The sequence below is a fragment of the Streptomyces sp. NPDC058678 genome (assembly GCF_042714835.1).
In the GTDB taxonomy this organism is placed as follows: Bacteria; Actinomycetota; Actinomycetes; order Streptomycetales; family Streptomycetaceae; genus Streptomyces.
On sequence record NZ_JBHXSG010000078.1, the window covers coordinates 23,091 to 38,580 of the forward strand.

Below are 15,490 nucleotides of genomic sequence, written 5' to 3' on the forward strand. Positions count from 1 at the left end.
GTTGTTCCTTCTCACAGGTCGTAGGTACGCATCCACCAGCCTGACCGGGATATGCGCCGCATCGTGTCGCAATTCCTGAAAAAATTGGTGTGTGACCCCAGATCGCTTCTTCACCCTGATGCTGCTCCTCAAATCGAGGGATGCCGTGACCACACAGGAACTCGCCTCAGCGCTCGGAGTGTCCCTTCGAACCATCACCCGAGACCTGAACTGGCTCCGCGACGCCGGACTGCCGGTGACCGCACACCGGGGCCGCCTCGGAGGCGTGACCATGCCACCCGGGGCCGGGCTCGACCTCACGCGACTCACACCGGGCGAGCGTGATCATCTGTCGCTCACTGGGCTGGATGAGAAGCAACGTGCGGAGCTCAACGCATCGGTCGAAAGCCAGCGCGCGCTCTCCAAGATCGCCGCTACACAGCCACGTCGAGTTCATGAGCTCTTGCCTCTCACCGACGTAGTGCACGTGGACAGCCGTCCCTGGCGTCAGGCACGAGCTTCCGGCACGACTCCGGCTTCGCTGATCGGCGCAGTGCGGCGAGGTCGCCGGCTACGGATCGAGTACGACAGCCCACGCGAGTCATGCCCACGCGACCTGGTCGTGGATCCCTACGGGCTGTTCGCCAAGGCCGGCATCTGGTACCTCGTCGCCGACTGTGCCCGAGTGCCACGGATGTACCGACTCGAACGGATCACGACGTGGAAAGAAGTCGACCAGCCACGACGGATCCGCGAGAGCCAGACCCTGGCCACCGTCGCTGCAGCGCTCATTGATCAGTGGGAGCACAACCACGCGATAGAGGTCAGCGCCACCATCGACCAGACCCAGATCGAGCGAGCGCAACGGATCTTTGGCCTACGACTCGTCCCGGACGACCATGAAGAATCCGCCACTGGCCGCAAGGTAACGATCCGCTTCCTGCATCTGGAGGACGTGCGAGCACTACTGCCGTTCGGGAGCGCCATCACTGTGCACGGCCCCACCGAAGCCAGGGCTCACCTCCGCGACCTCGCCACCAATCTTGCCCACCACTATGCGCCGTCACCAACGTCCTGACCCGCAACAGCTATCCAGCGATCTCCTAGATCAGGAAAAAAGGATGCGTCGTACTGCAATAGCCGCCGTCTCCTGCGCGGTCCTTCTCGCCGGATGCAGCGGCACGGATTCCTCCTCGACGCAGAAGCAGGAGTTTCGTCCGCTGCCTGCCCCCACCATCTCCGTGTCCCGGGAGCGCGTACCTGCCTCCGTCACCACGGACGCCGAGCTGCCGACTGTCTCCGGCAGGTTCGGTCACAAGGCCACCATCACCATTCCCCATGCCAAGCCGAGCGGGAAGTTCGTCGTCACAGCCCTCGCAGAAGGGCAAGGCCACAAGGCTCAGAACGGGGACGTAGTCATCGTCGACTACACGGCAAAGACCTGGAAGAGCACAAGGGCCTGCCCGGCACCTACGGCAAAGGCGATGCCCCCAAGGTGTTGCCGGTGGGCAAGGGAGCGGTGATACCTGCCTTGGACCGCGCCGTTCACGGACAGCAGGCCGGCAGCCGGGTGCTGGTGGTGGCCCCACCAACTGCCGCTTACGGCACGACCGGCAATGCCCGTCTGGATGTTTCGGCCACCGAGACCGTCGTCTTCGTGGTCGATGTCGTGAAGGTCCTTGCCGCAGACCTATCGTCGCCGGGTCCCAGCGCTCGGTCTCCGAGGACCTGCCCGCGGTGAAGGTGGGCCGCTCGCCCGCCGCGATCGCGGTGCCCGACGCCGCCGCGCCCAGGCGCCTGGAGTCCAGGACGCTCGTCAGCGGCCCCGGCCCGAAGGTGAAGGCCGGTCAGACAGTGGCGCTCCAGTACTCCGGCGCGGTCTGGGAGGGCAACCGCGGAAAGGACCGGGCCACGCTCTTCGACTCTTCCTGGGCGCAGCACCAACCCACCACGGTCATCATCGGCCGCGGTAACGTCATCCAAGGCTGGGACATGGCCCTGGTCGGCGCAAAGGTGGGCAGCAGAGTGCTGCTTGTCGTCCCACCCAGCCTCGGCTACGGCGCTCAGGCCCGGAAGGGCATCCCGGCCCGGTCCACCCTCGTCTACGTCGTCGACATTCTGTCGGCAGCATAGCCGCGTGCCGGCCTGCCCGGCCCGAAGCGGGCAGGGTTCCGAGTGCCCGGCAGAGAGAGTGACCTCCCCGCCGGGACCGGGCGCTGCGCGCGACTGACATGGACGGGCAGGCAGGCTTGGAGGATGCCGTGGGCGCAGCCTCACGATCCTCTCTTGATCCGTCTCTGGCAACCACCGGGCTTTCCCCGTCGGACGACGTCTTCGTTCAGGTAATGCGTTCGTGTTCGAGCTGGAGTAGGACGAGGGCCGCGCGGGCGATGCGGGTGATGGCCGCGGGGTCGAGGCTGACGCGGCACAGGGCCTTGAACGTGACCTTCATCAAGGCGTTGGCCCGCTCGGCAACGGCGTGGACGCTTCCGGTCATCACGTCGCGTGCTCCGCGCCAGCCGTAGATGGCCTGGGCGGAGTCGCCGACCATGACCAGCTGAGCGTGGTCGCGTTGGGCGGCGAAGACGTGTTCCAGGACGGTTGGTGTCCTGGGCTTCGTCGAGGAGGAGGAAGCCGGCCTCGATCTTCGGCCCGGTCAGGGCCCACATCTTCAGGTAGTGGTCGTGTTCGAAGCGGACCGCGCCGAGCTCGGGATCCTGCAGGTCTGTCCAGGCTTTGGCGGCGAACGGCAGGATCACCTCCGCGAGGTGGGCCTGCTGTTCGGGTGTGTTCAGGCCGCGCAGTCCGGGCACGTGCTGGCGGGCCAGGGTGCGGTCGGCGGAGCAGCAGAAGCGGGTCACCGTTCGCATAACGGCGTGGGACAGCGTCCGCTGGGTGAGGTCGTGCTCCCCGATACGGACGGGGCGATTGATGCCGAGGACGTGGCCGGTTCTCCACGCGGGCTGGCGGGGGCTGCTGAGGCGGCGGGCGTAACGGTGGCCGAGGGCAGCGTAGGCCGTGGCGTGAGCTGTCTTGCATCGCACCGTGCGGGGGAGGCGGCCTACGGCGTCGCGAGTGATGTCCTTGTTGAAGGCCAAGTACCGGCCCCGGCGTGTGGTGCTGACCGCGAGGAGGGCAAGGGTGCTGGCCTTTCCGGTGCCCGCCCCGGCCTGCAGGACGAGGTGGTGGCCGGCCCGGAAGGTGTCGGCGGCGTGCGCCTGTTCATCGGTCGGGGTATGCAACAAGAGCGCGACGACCGCTATGTGGCGGCGCTTGGACGCGCCGCCTGCATCAGACGGGACCCTGTGCCGTTGAGAGCGGTGTCCGACGTCTCAACTCATCAGCGCAGGAGCCTCGTTGGTTCCCTATCCCGCCGCACTCGACCTGCCTCACGCGCTGGTCGAGTGGGTAACCATGCTCATCGTCACCCGTGAGGGTGACCGCCGCTGTAGGGTTTGGGATCCCGCCCCTTCTGTCCGTCCCGCGACGCGCGAAATCAGGCGGAACTGTTCCGGTCGAAAAGTAAGCGCGGGCCCCTGTGCCGCCCGTTGGCGCCGAAAGCCACGCCAGCGGGGCTGATTATGGTGGAAGTTCTTCCAATAATACAGCCGGAGATTTTCGAGCACCGGCATCGTGACCTGAAGTCGTCTAGACAGAACATAGTGATGGCGTAGATTCGTGAGGCACGCACGACTCCCTTGGGCATAAGGAGATCTCATGCGTTTCAAGCAAGTCGGTGCGACTCTGGTGGGTGCCGCCGCGGTCACCGTGCTCGCCGCAGGCCCCGCCCTCGCCGCTGCCACCCCCTTTGCTGTCTCCTCCGGCGGAGGCACACACTCGGCCTCGGGTAACTTCACCTGGCTCAACCGCTCCGTTCAGGTCCAAGGAGGGGTGACGAACATCGGCGGCGCGGGAACGAAAGTAGAATTCACTGCATGGGCTGGCGACACCTGGGTCGATGCCCAAACCCGCCCCACTGGGGGGAAGCTCGCAGTCAATGAGACCGTAAGCTACAACTTCACCCTCGATGGTTCGGCATACTCGGGCGGTATTACAGAGGTTTGGGTCTGGCTCTACAACGCTCATGCTGACTCGTGGTCAGGCCCCACACCCTATTACCGGCCGTAATCCCACATCGCCACGACAGGTCCACCGGCCCCCGGACGTCACAGACGCTGGGGGCCGGTGGTCATTCAGTGAGAATTTTCAGCGGAGCCGCTCCAGGGTGAGGATGGCCGTGGCGATTGACGACATTCGATTCGGGCTGCAGCGCGCCTGCGGAAGATCCGCCAGGACTTCAGTCGTGCAACGCCGCGTTCGACGGGTGCCCGTGCGGCGAACAGCGCGCGGTTGACGGTCTGCTGGGTGAGCGTGAGGCCGCGGCCGGGCGGGCGTCTGACGGGTGTCGTCACCCACGGGCCGGCTCCCATGTAGGTGCGGTCGGCGAGGACCGAGATGCCCTGGCGTTGACCGATCCGGACGATCCGGTGGGTGCGGGCCGCGGCCAAGTCGTGCGCGCGGCCGGGCAGTGCGGGTGAGATCCACAGCAGCCGGCCACAAGGATCGGTCACCAGCTGCACGTTCACTCCATGCCGGCGGTGCTTGGCGGAGTAGTCGGCCCGGCCGTCGCCTACCCGATCACCTCCGCGAGCGTGCCGTCCAGCAGAACGCAGTCCGGATCGGTCTCACGCAGCACCTTGAGCAGGCCCGGTGCACGCTCTGCCAGCAGACTGATCACCGCGGCGGTGTAAGCGTGGGCGGTGCCCACCGAGACACCGAAGCCAGCGGCGATCTGGGCGAGCGTGTCGTGCCTGCGCAGATACGTCAGAGCGATCAGCGCACGCTGGTGCGGCGGGAGTTTGCACCGTCAGTCACCTCGTCGGTGACGATGAGCATCGTGACCCACTCGACCAGGGCGTGAGGCAGGTCGAGTGCGGCAGAATACGGAACCAACGAGGCTCCTGTGCCTATGGATTGAGACTTCGAACACCTCACCAACGGCACGGGAGCCTCGTGCGTGCATCGACTGGGAAGCACCTGGGGGAGCGTCACTTCCGACTGTCAGACGGCAAGGCGTACGCCGTCTCACACGAGCCAGCCTCCTAGCAATCGAACGCCGTGGTGGTGACGCTCCGCGACAACTCCCCAAGATCTGTGCCAGAGCCGAGATTGGACAGCAGATGTCGACCGTTTTGGGAGGTACGAGAGTCTGGCGCTGTTCAATTGCCAGGCGGCTAGAAGAGGTCGGCCGAGGTGCCCTGCGTGAGGTTCTCGAGGATCGTGCGCAACCACGGGCTGCGCACGGCTGGTAGCCGGACCATGGTGTGCTGGAAGGTTCCCCGGTCGGCCCGGAACAGGTAGTTGGGGAGCAGCGGGAGTGGGTCGTCGCGGAGGACGTCGTGGGGTATGCGGCCCGACGCGGGAACCGGCAAGTAGGGCTGGGGAGAGACCAGCCACAGCCACACCCCCAGCGGCAGGGGTACCAGGTATGCCGACGCAGTCGGGCTGGCGGGGGTCCAGGTCTGACCCGTCTGGGGATGGACCGGTACGAGGAGGATGTCGGCGCCCGCGTCCGGGGAGGGCTGTCCCGGTCCAGCCAGGACGGCGCGCTGCTCCGGGGGGCCTGCGGTCAGCAGGGCGTCGAGCGCGCGTTGGAAGACGTCTGCGGTCAGACCGCCCGGGACCTTCACCGGCTGCCCTTGGGAGGCAACCAGCAGGTGGGCCAGCGCCTGGCCGGCTGCCGCCTCCCACTGCGGACTCCACGACCAGTAGTGGCTCGACCCCAACCGTCCTCCCCATGTGGCAATCGGCTCGAACGGGGGTGTTTTCTCCCCCTTCTCTGCCAGCTCCGCCCAGGAGAGGGGCGTAGCGTGGATACCGTCAACGGGGACGCGGTGCACGGCGTCCGAGCCGAGCCGCACTGCCTGCCAGAGCGAGCAGTCGTCGATCCTGGTCGCCACGGGGAGGTCGCATGCCTCGCAGGCCATGTTGGGCCCGTCGGCTCCGTCGAGGCCGCAGCAGGCACCGCCGCGCTTCTCAGGGATCAGCCGGGTTCCACGGATATCACCGGGCGCGATGACACTCGCCCCGGGCGTGCTGTCGGAAAGGGCGTAGACCGGCGCGTAGATGCCGCGTGCCTCCGCCTCGCGCGGATCGATCTCGTCCCACATCCGCCATGGCCCTCCCCAGGGGTCCGGGTCCACGGCAAACGTCCCTGACTGCATGAGCACCGGAAGCTGGGTCCCGTTCCCGTACTTCTGACGGGCGTGGACTGGCAGTGAGACCTGGGACAGCGGGGTGGTCAACTCGGTGCCGCATCCCGCACACACGAAAACGAACAAATGTCCTCCGCCTGGGAAACAGACGCATCTTCGCAGCTCGTCGGCAGCCAGCCAACATGTTTTCCCATGCGTTGCGGGAACGGCACCTGCCACCGGCGTGGAGTATCCACGCAGTGCGAGCAAGTGCCGGCCGCCGCCTCTGACTGCGGCAAGCGACTCACTCAGTGTTCGAATTCCCGGTGTGCTGTGGCGCCTTCCGGAGTGGTGAACATCTGCTGCCCATTCCGGTTCTGGTCCAACTTCTGTGGAGCTCTCACGCTCTGTAACCTGTCGCGACTGGACGGCCGGTGACTCGTTGACAGATCTGTTTGGGATCATTCCCGTATGGTCCTGAGGACGACGCTTCATTCATCGCCCCGGACTTGCTGCTGAGCTTCTGGCGTCCGTTCGCAGCCGACGATGAGACGGAGGAAGAACAGGGCTGCTACTTCAGCTCGGTCCTGCTGGCACGGCCTGGCTACTACGACCCCCCTGCTCAGGCTGTGGAGCGACTCCAGCAGAGCTCGTAACTGTCCCGTCAGGATGCCAGCAGGACTCGTTTCCGCAAGAGGCCGAAGCCGGTCCGGCCGTACATCTGGCGCTTGATCATTTTGATCCGGTTGACGTGGCCTTCGACGATGCCGGAGCTCCACGGCAGTGTTAGGCCGGCGGTGACAGCGGCGAGATCGCGTTCGAGGCTGTTGACGAAGGCGTGGAGACTGGGCAGGTCGTCGGCGCGGACCGCCTTGATCCATTGCGGGAGCTGGTCACCCTGGAGCTGGGTGAGCATCTTCCCGAACGCGCGGACGTGCCCGGTGAGGGCATCGAGTTCGGGGCAGCCGGCGAGGACGGATTTGAGCTTCAGGCGCTCGCTCTCCGGCAGGGTGTCGGGGTGAGTCAGGATCCACCCGGTGACCGTGCGTGGGGACGGCGGACGGGCCGCAGGTGCGGTCGGGGATGTGCGGAACGGCTGGAGGTGGGCGCGGACGGCTCCGTAGCCGCCGGTGTAGCCGTGCGTCTTGATCTCTTCCCAGAGGGTCCAGGCGTTCGTGCAGCCCTCGGCCCATCGCTCGTGCAGGTAGGGCTTGAAGCCGTCGAGCTTGGTCCTGCGGTTCTGCCACTGCCCCTGGAACAGGTCTTCCGGCCTCGCGGCGTCGGCCAGCTGTTGGACGGTGCGGTACGTCATGCCGACCTGTCGCTGGATCGAGCGTCGGCTGTGGCCGGCGGCCAGCAGCGCGTGGACGGTGGCGTTCTTGGCGCGGGTGCGGTCGGCGAACCGGCGCCCGGTGGGCCATGGCGACCCGCTCTCGGCCGGTTCCGGAGCCGGAGCCTTCTCCGGCGCCGACTCGGCGAAGGTCGCACGGAGGCACGGGCGGTGGCGAAAGACGCACTGCTCGGCCGCTTCGCCGACGACGACCTGGTCTCCATCCTGGAGCATCTCGCGGCCAGCAAACCGACTGAAGATGTCGTACGCGCGAACGAGGCCCACTCCGTCCAGAGCGGCACCATCGCCTGGCAGGTCTTGGACCAACAATCAACGCAACAAGGAAGTTGACGGAAGACTGACCGCGGTCAGTCGCCGACGAACCACAGATACAGGTGCGTCCCGCGCTCGACGACCTGGCACAACTCGCGGGCCTGCCCGACCCATTGGCCACCGCAGGCAGCGGGAATCCGGTCGAGCTCGGCCAGCAGCAGCGGTAGCTGCCGCTGGTTGAAGACCGCGTCCCCATACGGAGTCAGGGCCCAGAGCATCGGGAACTCCGCTGGGTCCAGATCCGGGAAGCCAACGGTCCACTCCACGCCGGCCTCGGCGCGAGCCACGGGATTTCCGCTGTCTCCACGCACCACCAAATTGATCACCCGTCGAGCCTATCGGCGCCCTCCATGAGGCCGTAGTCCAAGGTGCGCCGCCCCGATCCCTCAGTCAGGTGCCACGGCGCAATCCTCCACAGCCCGTCCCGGTCGGGGAACGGCTCGACCGGCCGCCGATCAGCACCAGGTCCAAGCGATCCGTGCTCCCGTTGTCACGGTCGTCCTCCGCCGTCACCGTGCCGAGCACTTTGTGCGGCAGCTCCTGCCCGGCCTGCTTCGCCGTGAAGTTTTCCGAGAGTTCCTTGATGGTGAATTCGCGCTGCAGGTAGACGTCCGGACTTGTCTCACCGGGTTCCAGGACGATGACGCCGGCGGCGGTGGGCCGCCTGTCCACCTCGGCCACGACCAGGTCGCCGTCGAACCGTGCCTGCACACGCCGGTCGCTGAGGTTCTCCAGAACCAGGACCTGCTGCAGCACGAGACGGTTGGCGCCCTCCTGCTGTTCGGGGAAGTGCCAGGTGTGCCCTTGCAGCCAGGGGTTGCACGGCATTCCCATACTGGTCGCCGCCAGCGGATCCCACGGCGGGGGACCGAGCTTGAGGGTGACTTCCGGGGCCTGGGAGTCGAGGTTGATGATGTCGGCGACGTGCGTTCATCATTCTTGACGCTCGAATGACGCTCGATTCGTGAGACTGAGGCAGGGCCGCGTTGGTCGGCCGGCGATGGGCGAGTGGGGCTGGCAGGTTGCCCTCGTTCGCGACGCGTCGGCGTGACTGTCGCCCACGAGGGACAGCCGACAGCCGGCTTACGCAAAGGGCGCAAGCCGGTGATCGGTCATAACCTCGTCCGGCTCCATCGGTGACGACGGAGCGCATAACGGGGGAGTCTCATAGCAGCTCCCGGGCCGTCCGGTCGCGGACGCCCAGGACGTCACCCGCACGGACTCGGTGCGACTCGTGAGCGGCCGTCCCGGGTGCTCCGATCCGCTTCAGCCGCCGATGGGCGTGACCCCTGAGGGAGCCGGGACCAGTCGGTACCCGCCGTCCTCGCGTCGCACGTGTCCGGCGGTCGGCGGCGGGAAGTGGCTCCCAAGCAGGAGAGTTGACGTACCGGCCAGTGAGCCGAGCACCTGGTTCCGGGTCATGGCCGCGAGTTCGGGAGCGATGTCCACACAGCTGCAGAGCTCCGGATGCGCCATCTGGACCGGGTGGTGGATGCTGTCGCCGGTGACCAGTGCGGTCTCGCCACGGCTGCTCAGTTCCACCGCTACCTGCCCCGGTGTGTGACCGGGGGTGGGCAGCAGACGGATGCCCGGCGCGACGTCCGTGCCCTCATCCGCGACATCGATGAGGTCGAACAGACCTGCTTCCCGGACGGGATGGACCGAGTCCCGGAACATCTGCCGACGCGCCTCCTCCATGTCGACACCCGCCCAGTAGTCCCACTCGGTGCGTGAGGTGAGATAGCGCGCGTTCGGGAAGGTGGGCACCCAGGCGTCGCCCTCGGCACGCGTGTTCCACCCCACGTGATCGGCGTGGAGGTGGGTCAGGACCACGACGTCAACGCTCTCCGGCGCGAAGCCCGCCGCCCGTAGCCGTGCTTCGTAGTCGCTGTTCAGGTTGTGCCAGGCGGGGTTGGCGCGCCGCTTCCCGTTTCCGATGCCGGTGTCCACCAGCACCCGTATGCCGTCCACCTCGACGGCGAAGCTGTGACTCGCCAGGCGCAGGACGCCTTGTTCGTCGGCGAATTCGGGGCTCAGCCAGGGAGTCCGGCTCACGAGGTCGGTGGTCGCCCCGGGCAGCAGCCACGGACCGGTCTGGGCGGGCAGGACCACTTCGTCGATGCGTCGTACGGTGTGGTTGCCCACCGTCCAGGAAGAGGCGGGAGGAGTAGTGGACTTGGTCGTTTGCGATGAGGTGAACACGGCGACCTTCCTTACCTGTTATGGGTCGCGAGGACGGAGATGTCTGGAGCGGGTGTGTCGGGTGAGGCGGATGTGTGGTTGCTCGTTGCCGGGCGGGAGTGGGCGTCCAGGGAGGTGTCCGGCGCCGACTGCGCAGCGGCGAGGTCAGCGTCGCGACTGCGACGGTCGCCAGTACGGCCACGCAGCCGGCATGGGCCAGTGCTGCCGCACGCAGTCCGAAGCTGGGGGGTGGGGGCACCGGCGCCGATGGCGGGCAGACTCATCGCCAGGTAGCTGAGTACGTAATAGGAGGCGAGCGTGCCGCCCTTCTCCCGGGCCGGGACCGAGTCGACGACCGCGCGCAGCGCACCCTGGGAGACGGCTCCGAAGCCGAACCCGGCCAGCGCCGCCCCGGCGAAGAGAAGTACGGGGCCGGCGAGATAGAGGGCACCCAGGGTCAGGACGGCCGCCGGAATCACCGCGCAGCTCCCAAGAAGAGCGGAGACGTCGGCACGCATCCTGCGCGTGAAGTACACCGTCGGGGCGGCGACGGCCGTCAGCGTGAAGAAGACCATGCCGTCGGCGTATTCGGGTGCGTCGGGGGAGATGAGCCGTGTGAAACCCGGTCCCAGGGACGAGTAGAAGCCGCCGAGTGCCCAGACAGCGACGAGGCCGGCGCCGTTGAGCAGGAGAGCGTGGGCGGCCGCCGACGGCAGCGCCGGGTGGGCCGCGTCGAGCGCAGTGCTCCGGGACGGCGGCGGACGGTCTCGGACGTCGAGACAAGGGCGATGGCCTGCGCGGCGAACACGGCGATCAGGGCCGCGTACACCGTGATCGTCGGAACGGGGGCAAAGCGCACCATGAGGGTGGCTGCCAGGACGCCGGCCGCCATGCCCGTCACCGGCGCGATGCTGTTGGCCAGAGCGGGGCGACCCGGCCGGGCGGGGTCTTCCAGGTCGAGGAGAGCCGCACCCGATGCGCTGGTCGCCGCGCCAGTCGCGATGCCCTGCAGCACGCGGGCGCCGATCAGGGTGGTCGGGCCGCCGGCCGTCGCGAACAGTGCCATGGAGGCGACCTGGACCGCGAGCGCGCCCAGGAGCACGGGGCGGCGTCCGACATGGTCGGAAAGGGTTCCGGTCGTCAGCAGTGCGATCAGGAGCGCCAGAGCGTAGGCGCTGAAGACCACGGTGATGTCGAGGGCCGACAACTGCCACTGAGCCTGGTAGTGGGGGTACAGCGGGGTCGGCGCGCTGGATGCGGCGAGCAGCGCGATCAGGATCGAGGCGTGCAATGCGAACGGCAGGCGTCCGGATGGGGAGGTGCAGGAAGGCGCGAGGCCCGCGGGGACGCTCTGCATGAGGGTCCTTCCCGTGCTAAAAGCGATTGGTTTGCTTTAAGTCACCGTAGGCCCTGCAGTCGACTAAAGCAAACGATTCGCTTTTACGGTGGTCGGAGGTCCTGTACCAGCCCCGGCCCGTCGCGCCGCACAGATCCGGAAGAAGCCATGACCAGCGAACTCACCCCCCAAGAGGCAGCCCGAGGGGCGCTGCGGGCGGGGCTCCCCCTCGGGGACGGCCGACATGAAGAAGTGGCCATGACGGCCAACTACATCCACTCCGTGATCGGCATGTTGCGCGAGCTCGATTTCGGCGAGACCCCTCCCGCGCCCTCCTATCGAGCCGGACAGGGGAACGCCGATGCAACCGTTTGAGTTGTCGCTGATCGAAGCCTCCCGTGCGGTGGGCGCACGGGAGCTGTCCCCCGTCGAACTCACCGAATCGGTGCTCGCCCGTATTGCCGCCGTCGAAGGACGGCTGGGCGCCTACGTCACCGTCGCCGCCGACGCGGCCCTGGCCGCAGCGGCCCGCGCCGAACGGGAGATCTCCGGAAGCGGACCGCGCGGGCCGCTGCACGGGATCCCCATGGCGCTCAAGGATCTGATCGACGCAGAGGGGATACCCACCACGGCAAGCTCACACGTCCGGGCAGGGCACGTGGCGGAACGCGACAGCCGGGTGGCCGAACGGCTCGGCGCCGCCGGGGCTGTCCTCCTGGGCAAGACGCACACGCACGAGTTCGCCTACGGCCTGACCACTCCGCAGACGAACAACGCCTGGGACCACAGCCGGGTTGCGGGCGGCTCGAGCGGCGGCTCGGCGGTAGCTGTCGCCGCCGGCGGGGCGACATTCGCCATGGGCACGGACACGGGCGGTTCCATCCGGGTCCCCGCGGCCCTGAACGGAGTGGTGGGCCTCAAGCCGACCTACGGCCTGGTCCCCCGCACAGGCGTGACCTCGCTGTCCTGGTCCCTGGACCATGTGGGGCCTCTCACCCGCACCGTCCAGGACGTCGCGCTGGTGCTGTCGGCGACCGCCGGCCACGACCCGCGCGACCCGGCGAGCGTGTCCGGCCCCATGCTGGACCGCTTCCCGGGAGGCGACCTGCGAGGACTGAAGGTCGGCGTACCGCGGAACCACTACTTCGACCGGGTCACGCCCGAAGTCGAGGAGTCCGTACGCGGCGCAATCGAGCGGCTGGCGGAGCTGGGGGCGGAGCTCGTCGACGTAGAGATCCCGATGGCGCGTTACATCCAGGCCGTTCAGTGGGGGCTGATGGTTCCCGAGGCCACCGCGTACCACGAGCGGTCGCTGCGGGCCACCCCCGACCTGTACGCGGCGGACGTTCGCATCCTGCTGGAGGCCGGCGAACTCACCTCTGCGGGCGACTACCTCCGCGCCCAGCGGGCCCGCACCATGATGCGAGACGCCTGGGCTCGCATGTTCGACGGAATCGACGTCCTCGCCGCGCCGACGGTGCCGATGACCGCCGCCGAGGCGGGGCAGGAAGCCGTCGAGTGGGCCGATGGTACGACCGAGGCCGTGTCGGACAGCTACGTCCGCCTCTGTGCCCCCGCCAACATCACCGGCGTCCCGGCCCTCACCCTGCCGGTCGGTCACGACCGCGCCGGACTGCCGGTCGGTATGCAGCTGATGGCGCGCCCCTTCCACGACGCGACGGTGCTCCGTGTGGGCCGGGTCTACGAGGAGTCGGTGGCCGGCGCGGGGCGGCTTGCTCCCCTCGCTGTCTGAGGGAAGGCGGACGATCCAGCCGGCATGCGGTTGCGTCGCCGCAGGGGCGTCCGCCGTGCTCGGGCGCTCGGATACGTAGCCCTGTGGGTCGCCGACGCCGGCCACCGCCTAGAAGCAACAAATTCGCATTAAGGTGGATCGCATGAGTCCCAAGCCCATGGTCCGCCCCGGCGGGCGCAGCGCACGCGTACAGGAGTCCGTCCATGCGGCGGTACGTGAACTCGTAGGGGAGGTGGGCCGCGACGCGCTCACGGTCCCGATGGTGGCCACTCGGGCGGGCGTGACCCCCTCCACGATCTACCGTCGTTGGGGTGACCTGCAGGAACTCTTGTCCGACGTGGCCGTCGAACGACTGCGCCCGGAAACGGATCCGGCCGATCTCGGAAGCCTGCGGGCCGATCTCGACGCGTGGGCGGAACAGTTCCTCGACGAGATGGCCTCGCCGCCCGGGCGCGCCTACATCCGGGACGCCCTGCTCGGCGACCCCGACGGCACCAATGCCGGTCAGTGTTCGGCGTATGCCGCAGAGCAGATCGACGCCGTGTTGGCCCGTGCGGTGCAGCGGGGGGAGCCGGTGCCCGAGACGGAACTGCTGATCGACCGTGTCGTGGCGCCGATCATGTACCGCATCCTCTTCCGCCCTGGCCGACTGAACGCCGCATACGCGCGCGAGCTCGTGACGAACGCCGTGTACGCCCTGCAGAACGAGGCCAGCGCTCGCCCCACCCAGGCCGCCGCACCGCGGCGTTCGAAGAAACCCGACAGCTGACCACTTCGCTCATCGGGCGGTCTGGCCACTGGGCTGTGGAGGCCAAGGGGTTGGCTGTACTGGCAGGGATCCTGAAATCCCCGGCAATGCCAACCAGGACGTAGCCCTGGGGCGTGACGCCCGTTTGACGCTCCGTGCGCAGGAAGGGCCCTTCGGCGGAGCACAAAATGGCCCCTGACCTGGTGTTATACGAGAGCCGTCCTGCCGGGACATCTTTCCGATGACGCACGACATGGAGTGCGTGGCGATTTAGGAGCCGACGGCCAAGGACTGACCTGCAGATTCGCCGGCGCTGTGAGCACGCCGGGGAACGAGGCGCACTCGCGCATCTTCCGGTAGCGGGACTTGGCGCCGTCGGCGGCAGGGTCACGCCAGTGATCAGAGCGCCGGGCGGCAGCGCGGTCTTTCGATGCGGGGTGCCGAACTGGCAGGTAGAGGTCTGGGATGTACGGCCACGCGGTGCTCGGTGGTGCCCAGGACCGCGTGGTTGCGGTGCTCGGCCTCGATCGCGGGGCAACCGCTGTCGGGGGCCCGCTTGTGCACGGCTTGGGTTGTCGCCGGCCAGTTCGGCGGGCCGGTCGAAGTGCTCCTGTGTGGTCTTGCTCGTGGCCGCCGAGGCCCGCGCGGTGTTTGCCGGGAGCAAGGATGCCGCGCCGGCAGTGAGCGCCGTGGCGGTGCCGAGTTGTCAGAAGCGGCGGCGCGTGAGGGCGTTGCCAGGGTGGCTCCTGGGCGGTGATCGGCGGGTGAGGGCATCCCCACCCGCCGAGGGCCGGATGGGGATGCCGAAGACGTCGTGATGCGACGGCCCGGAGGCCGTGGGGCCAGACCGGTACGGGGCCTGTCGGGGGTCAGGCGCCCGGGTGCAGACCGGGCCAGCCGGGTGTCGGGTCGCCCTTGACCTCGCCGAAGTAGAGGGCGAAGGTCTGCTTCAGCCGCTCGACCTGGGCCCGGTCCTCCATGAAGCGAGGGAACCCGTCCAGGTTCGCGTTCGGGTACTCCCAGATCGGCTTCAGGCCGGTGGGCGGCGCGATGTCCGTGCGCACCGACCAGCTGTTGGAGGTCTGACGCTCGGTGGACAGCTGCCAGTTGAGGTAGAGCTTGGCCGCCGTGGGGTTGGCGGCCTGCTTCAGGACCGCGATGCGCTGTCCCCACGCCATGAACGGGTGTCCGTCGGGCATCACCCAGCGGTTCGGGGTGGTGGCGAGCGGGTTGCCGCCCGTGCCGACGCCGATGATCTTCTCCTTGTTGGTGACCGCGGTGCCGGGGGAGAAGGAGCCGCGGGCGAACTGCGGCTGCTGGGCGGCGAAGTCGGCCATCCAGTCCCAGCCGTAGGTCTCGGCGTAGAGGGCGTAGAGGTAGAGCACCGCGTCGTCGTCGTGCGGGTAGGAGGAGGCGATGGCGCCCTTCCAGCGCGGGTCGACCAGGTCCAGCGGCGTCTGCGGCGCGTCAGCCCCGGCCGCCGCCACGTCGTACAGGTAGCTGAAGGCGATGACCATGCCGGCCACCCAGGCACCGTCCGGGTCCCTGAACTTCTTGTGGAGCTTGCTGAAGCCGGCGGGCTTGTAGTGCAGCAGCCGCCCCTGGCGCTTCCAGCGGGTGAAGTCGTGCAGCGTCT

Annotated in this window: 15 protein-coding genes and 5 pseudogenes; 8 read left to right on the forward strand and 12 right to left on the reverse strand. The window is 68.0% G+C overall.

The features are described from left to right. The first annotated feature begins 91 nt into the window (after positions 1-91). The 3 genes from ACFWWR_RS41700 (at position 92) to ACFWWR_RS41710 (ending at position 2,112) form a co-directional block, all read left to right on the forward strand. Positions 92-1,057 (forward strand): helix-turn-helix transcriptional regulator, encoded by a 966-nt coding sequence (locus ACFWWR_RS41700; RefSeq protein ID WP_383874642.1) that lies wholly within the window; start codon positions 92-94, stop codon positions 1,055-1,057. Between the two features lie 93 nt (positions 1,058-1,150). After that, positions 1,151-1,720: an FKBP-type peptidyl-prolyl cis-trans isomerase gene (locus tag ACFWWR_RS41705; RefSeq protein ID WP_384309260.1), complete on the forward strand. Its 570-nt coding sequence runs from the start codon at positions 1,151-1,153 to the stop codon at positions 1,718-1,720. Continuing rightward, the gene (locus ACFWWR_RS41710) at positions 1,717-2,112 is read left to right on the forward strand and encodes an FKBP-type peptidyl-prolyl cis-trans isomerase (protein ID WP_384309262.1); all 396 of its coding nucleotides are present in this window, start codon (positions 1,717-1,719) and stop codon (positions 2,110-2,112) included. Before ACFWWR_RS41705 ends, ACFWWR_RS41710 begins: the two co-directional genes overlap by 4 nt. Positions 2,113-2,317: 205 nt before the next feature. On the opposite strand, the pseudogene ACFWWR_RS41715 reads toward ACFWWR_RS41710, so the two are convergent. Beyond that, a pseudogene (locus ACFWWR_RS41715) lies at positions 2,318-2,458 on the reverse strand (IS5/IS1182 family transposase); the annotation flags it as partial. Between the two features lie 9 nt (positions 2,459-2,467). Further along, positions 2,468-3,221, reverse strand: a pseudogene (locus ACFWWR_RS41720) (UvrD-helicase domain-containing protein); the annotation flags it as partial. A 115-nt stretch (positions 3,222-3,336) separates the two neighbouring features. On the opposite strand from ACFWWR_RS41720, the pseudogene ACFWWR_RS41725 reads away from it, so the two are divergent. Next, a pseudogene (locus ACFWWR_RS41725) lies at positions 3,337-3,435 on the forward strand (IS5/IS1182 family transposase); the annotation flags it as partial. A gap of 261 nt (positions 3,436-3,696) precedes the next feature. After that, positions 3,697-4,107: a hypothetical protein gene (locus ACFWWR_RS41730; RefSeq protein WP_383874636.1), complete on the forward strand. Its 411-nt coding sequence runs from the start codon at positions 3,697-3,699 to the stop codon at positions 4,105-4,107. 78 nt (positions 4,108-4,185) lie between these two features. Here the strand turns inward: ACFWWR_RS41730 and ACFWWR_RS41735 are convergent. The 8 genes and pseudogenes from ACFWWR_RS41735 to ACFWWR_RS41770 all read right to left on the reverse strand — a co-directional run bounded on the left by ACFWWR_RS41735 (position 4,186) and on the right by ACFWWR_RS41770 (position 11,374). Beyond that, positions 4,186-4,932: pseudogene (locus ACFWWR_RS41735) on the reverse strand (transposase family protein). A 281-nt stretch (positions 4,933-5,213) separates the two neighbouring features. Further along, positions 5,214-6,320 carry a hypothetical protein gene (locus ACFWWR_RS41740; RefSeq protein ID WP_384309265.1) on the reverse strand — a complete coding sequence of 369 codons (1,107 nt, stop codon included), beginning with the start codon at positions 6,318-6,320 and terminating at the stop codon, positions 5,214-5,216. A 517-nt stretch (positions 6,321-6,837) separates the two neighbouring features. Beyond that, on the reverse strand, positions 6,838-7,737 hold the full coding sequence (locus tag ACFWWR_RS41745) for a transposase (RefSeq protein ID WP_384309268.1): 900 nt from the start codon (positions 7,735-7,737) through the stop codon (positions 6,838-6,840). Between the two features lie 134 nt (positions 7,738-7,871). Continuing rightward, positions 7,872-8,123, reverse strand: a complete 252-nt coding sequence (locus tag ACFWWR_RS41750) for a hypothetical protein (protein WP_384309271.1) — start codon at positions 8,121-8,123, stop codon at positions 7,872-7,874. Positions 8,124-8,226: 103 nt separating this feature from the next. Further along, complete coding sequence (locus tag ACFWWR_RS41755) at positions 8,227-8,664, reverse strand: hypothetical protein (protein ID WP_384309272.1); 438 nt, start codon at positions 8,662-8,664, stop codon at positions 8,227-8,229. 438 nt (positions 8,665-9,102) lie between these two features. After that, complete coding sequence (locus tag ACFWWR_RS41760) at positions 9,103-10,038, reverse strand: MBL fold metallo-hydrolase (protein ID WP_384309274.1); 936 nt, start codon at positions 10,036-10,038, stop codon at positions 9,103-9,105. An 11-nt stretch (positions 10,039-10,049) separates the two neighbouring features. Then, complete coding sequence (locus ACFWWR_RS41765) at positions 10,050-10,592, reverse strand: hypothetical protein (RefSeq protein ID WP_384309276.1); 543 nt, start codon at positions 10,590-10,592, stop codon at positions 10,050-10,052. Next, on the reverse strand, positions 10,574-11,374 hold the full coding sequence (locus tag ACFWWR_RS41770; RefSeq protein ID WP_384309278.1) for an MFS transporter: 801 nt from the start codon (positions 11,372-11,374) through the stop codon (positions 10,574-10,576). The genes ACFWWR_RS41765 and ACFWWR_RS41770 overlap by 19 nt, the downstream gene beginning before the upstream one ends. 147 nt (positions 11,375-11,521) lie before the next feature. On the opposite strand from ACFWWR_RS41770, the gene ACFWWR_RS41775 reads away from it, so the two are divergent. From ACFWWR_RS41775 to ACFWWR_RS41785, 3 genes are all read left to right on the forward strand, one after another. Continuing rightward, a complete protein-coding gene (locus ACFWWR_RS41775; protein WP_384309280.1) occupies positions 11,522-11,728 on the forward strand; it encodes a hypothetical protein in 207 nt (68 codons plus the stop codon). Continuing rightward, positions 11,715-13,106 (forward strand): amidase, encoded by a 1,392-nt coding sequence (locus tag ACFWWR_RS41780; protein WP_384309282.1) that lies wholly within the window; start codon positions 11,715-11,717, stop codon positions 13,104-13,106. The genes ACFWWR_RS41775 and ACFWWR_RS41780 overlap by 14 nt, the downstream gene beginning before the upstream one ends. Before the next feature lie 142 nt (positions 13,107-13,248). Further along, positions 13,249-13,875, forward strand: coding sequence for a TetR/AcrR family transcriptional regulator (locus tag ACFWWR_RS41785; protein ID WP_383877267.1), 627 nt, complete (start codon positions 13,249-13,251; stop codon positions 13,873-13,875). 308 nt (positions 13,876-14,183) lie between these two features. On the opposite strand, the pseudogene ACFWWR_RS41790 reads toward ACFWWR_RS41785, so the two are convergent. Both ACFWWR_RS41790 and ACFWWR_RS41795 read right to left on the reverse strand, forming a co-directional pair. Continuing rightward, positions 14,184-14,415: pseudogene (locus ACFWWR_RS41790) on the reverse strand (xanthine dehydrogenase family protein subunit M); the annotation flags it as partial. A gap of 308 nt (positions 14,416-14,723) precedes the next feature. Further along, on the reverse strand, positions 14,724-15,490 hold a 767-nt coding region (locus ACFWWR_RS41795; RefSeq protein WP_384309285.1), incomplete at its 5' end, for an ABC transporter substrate-binding protein.

Excerpts from the sequence above, each read along its gene's own strand:
- ACFWWR_RS41730 (WP_383874636.1), top strand. The coding sequence starts at position 3,697 with ATGCGTTTCAAGCAAGTCGGTGCGACTCTGGTGGGTGCCGCCGCGGTC.
- ACFWWR_RS41765 (WP_384309276.1), bottom strand. The coding sequence starts at position 10,592 with ATGGTCTTCTTCACGCTGACGGCCGTCGCCGCCCCGACGGTGTACTTC.
- ACFWWR_RS41755 (WP_384309272.1), bottom strand. The coding sequence starts at position 8,664 with ATGCCGTGCAACCCCTGGCTGCAAGGGCACACCTGGCACTTCCCCGAA.
- ACFWWR_RS41705 (WP_384309260.1), top strand. The coding sequence starts at position 1,151 with ATGCAGCGGCACGGATTCCTCCTCGACGCAGAAGCAGGAGTTTCGTCC.
- ACFWWR_RS41775 (WP_384309280.1), top strand. The coding sequence starts at position 11,522 with ATGACCAGCGAACTCACCCCCCAAGAGGCAGCCCGAGGGGCGCTGCGG.
- ACFWWR_RS41745 (WP_384309268.1), bottom strand. The coding sequence starts at position 7,737 with ATGCTCCAGGATGGAGACCAGGTCGTCGTCGGCGAAGCGGCCGAGCAG.
- ACFWWR_RS41770 (WP_384309278.1), bottom strand. The coding sequence starts at position 11,374 with ATGCAGAGCGTCCCCGCGGGCCTCGCGCCTTCCTGCACCTCCCCATCC.
- ACFWWR_RS41780 (WP_384309282.1), top strand. The coding sequence starts at position 11,715 with ATGCAACCGTTTGAGTTGTCGCTGATCGAAGCCTCCCGTGCGGTGGGC.
- ACFWWR_RS41785 (WP_383877267.1), top strand. The coding sequence starts at position 13,249 with ATGAGTCCCAAGCCCATGGTCCGCCCCGGCGGGCGCAGCGCACGCGTA.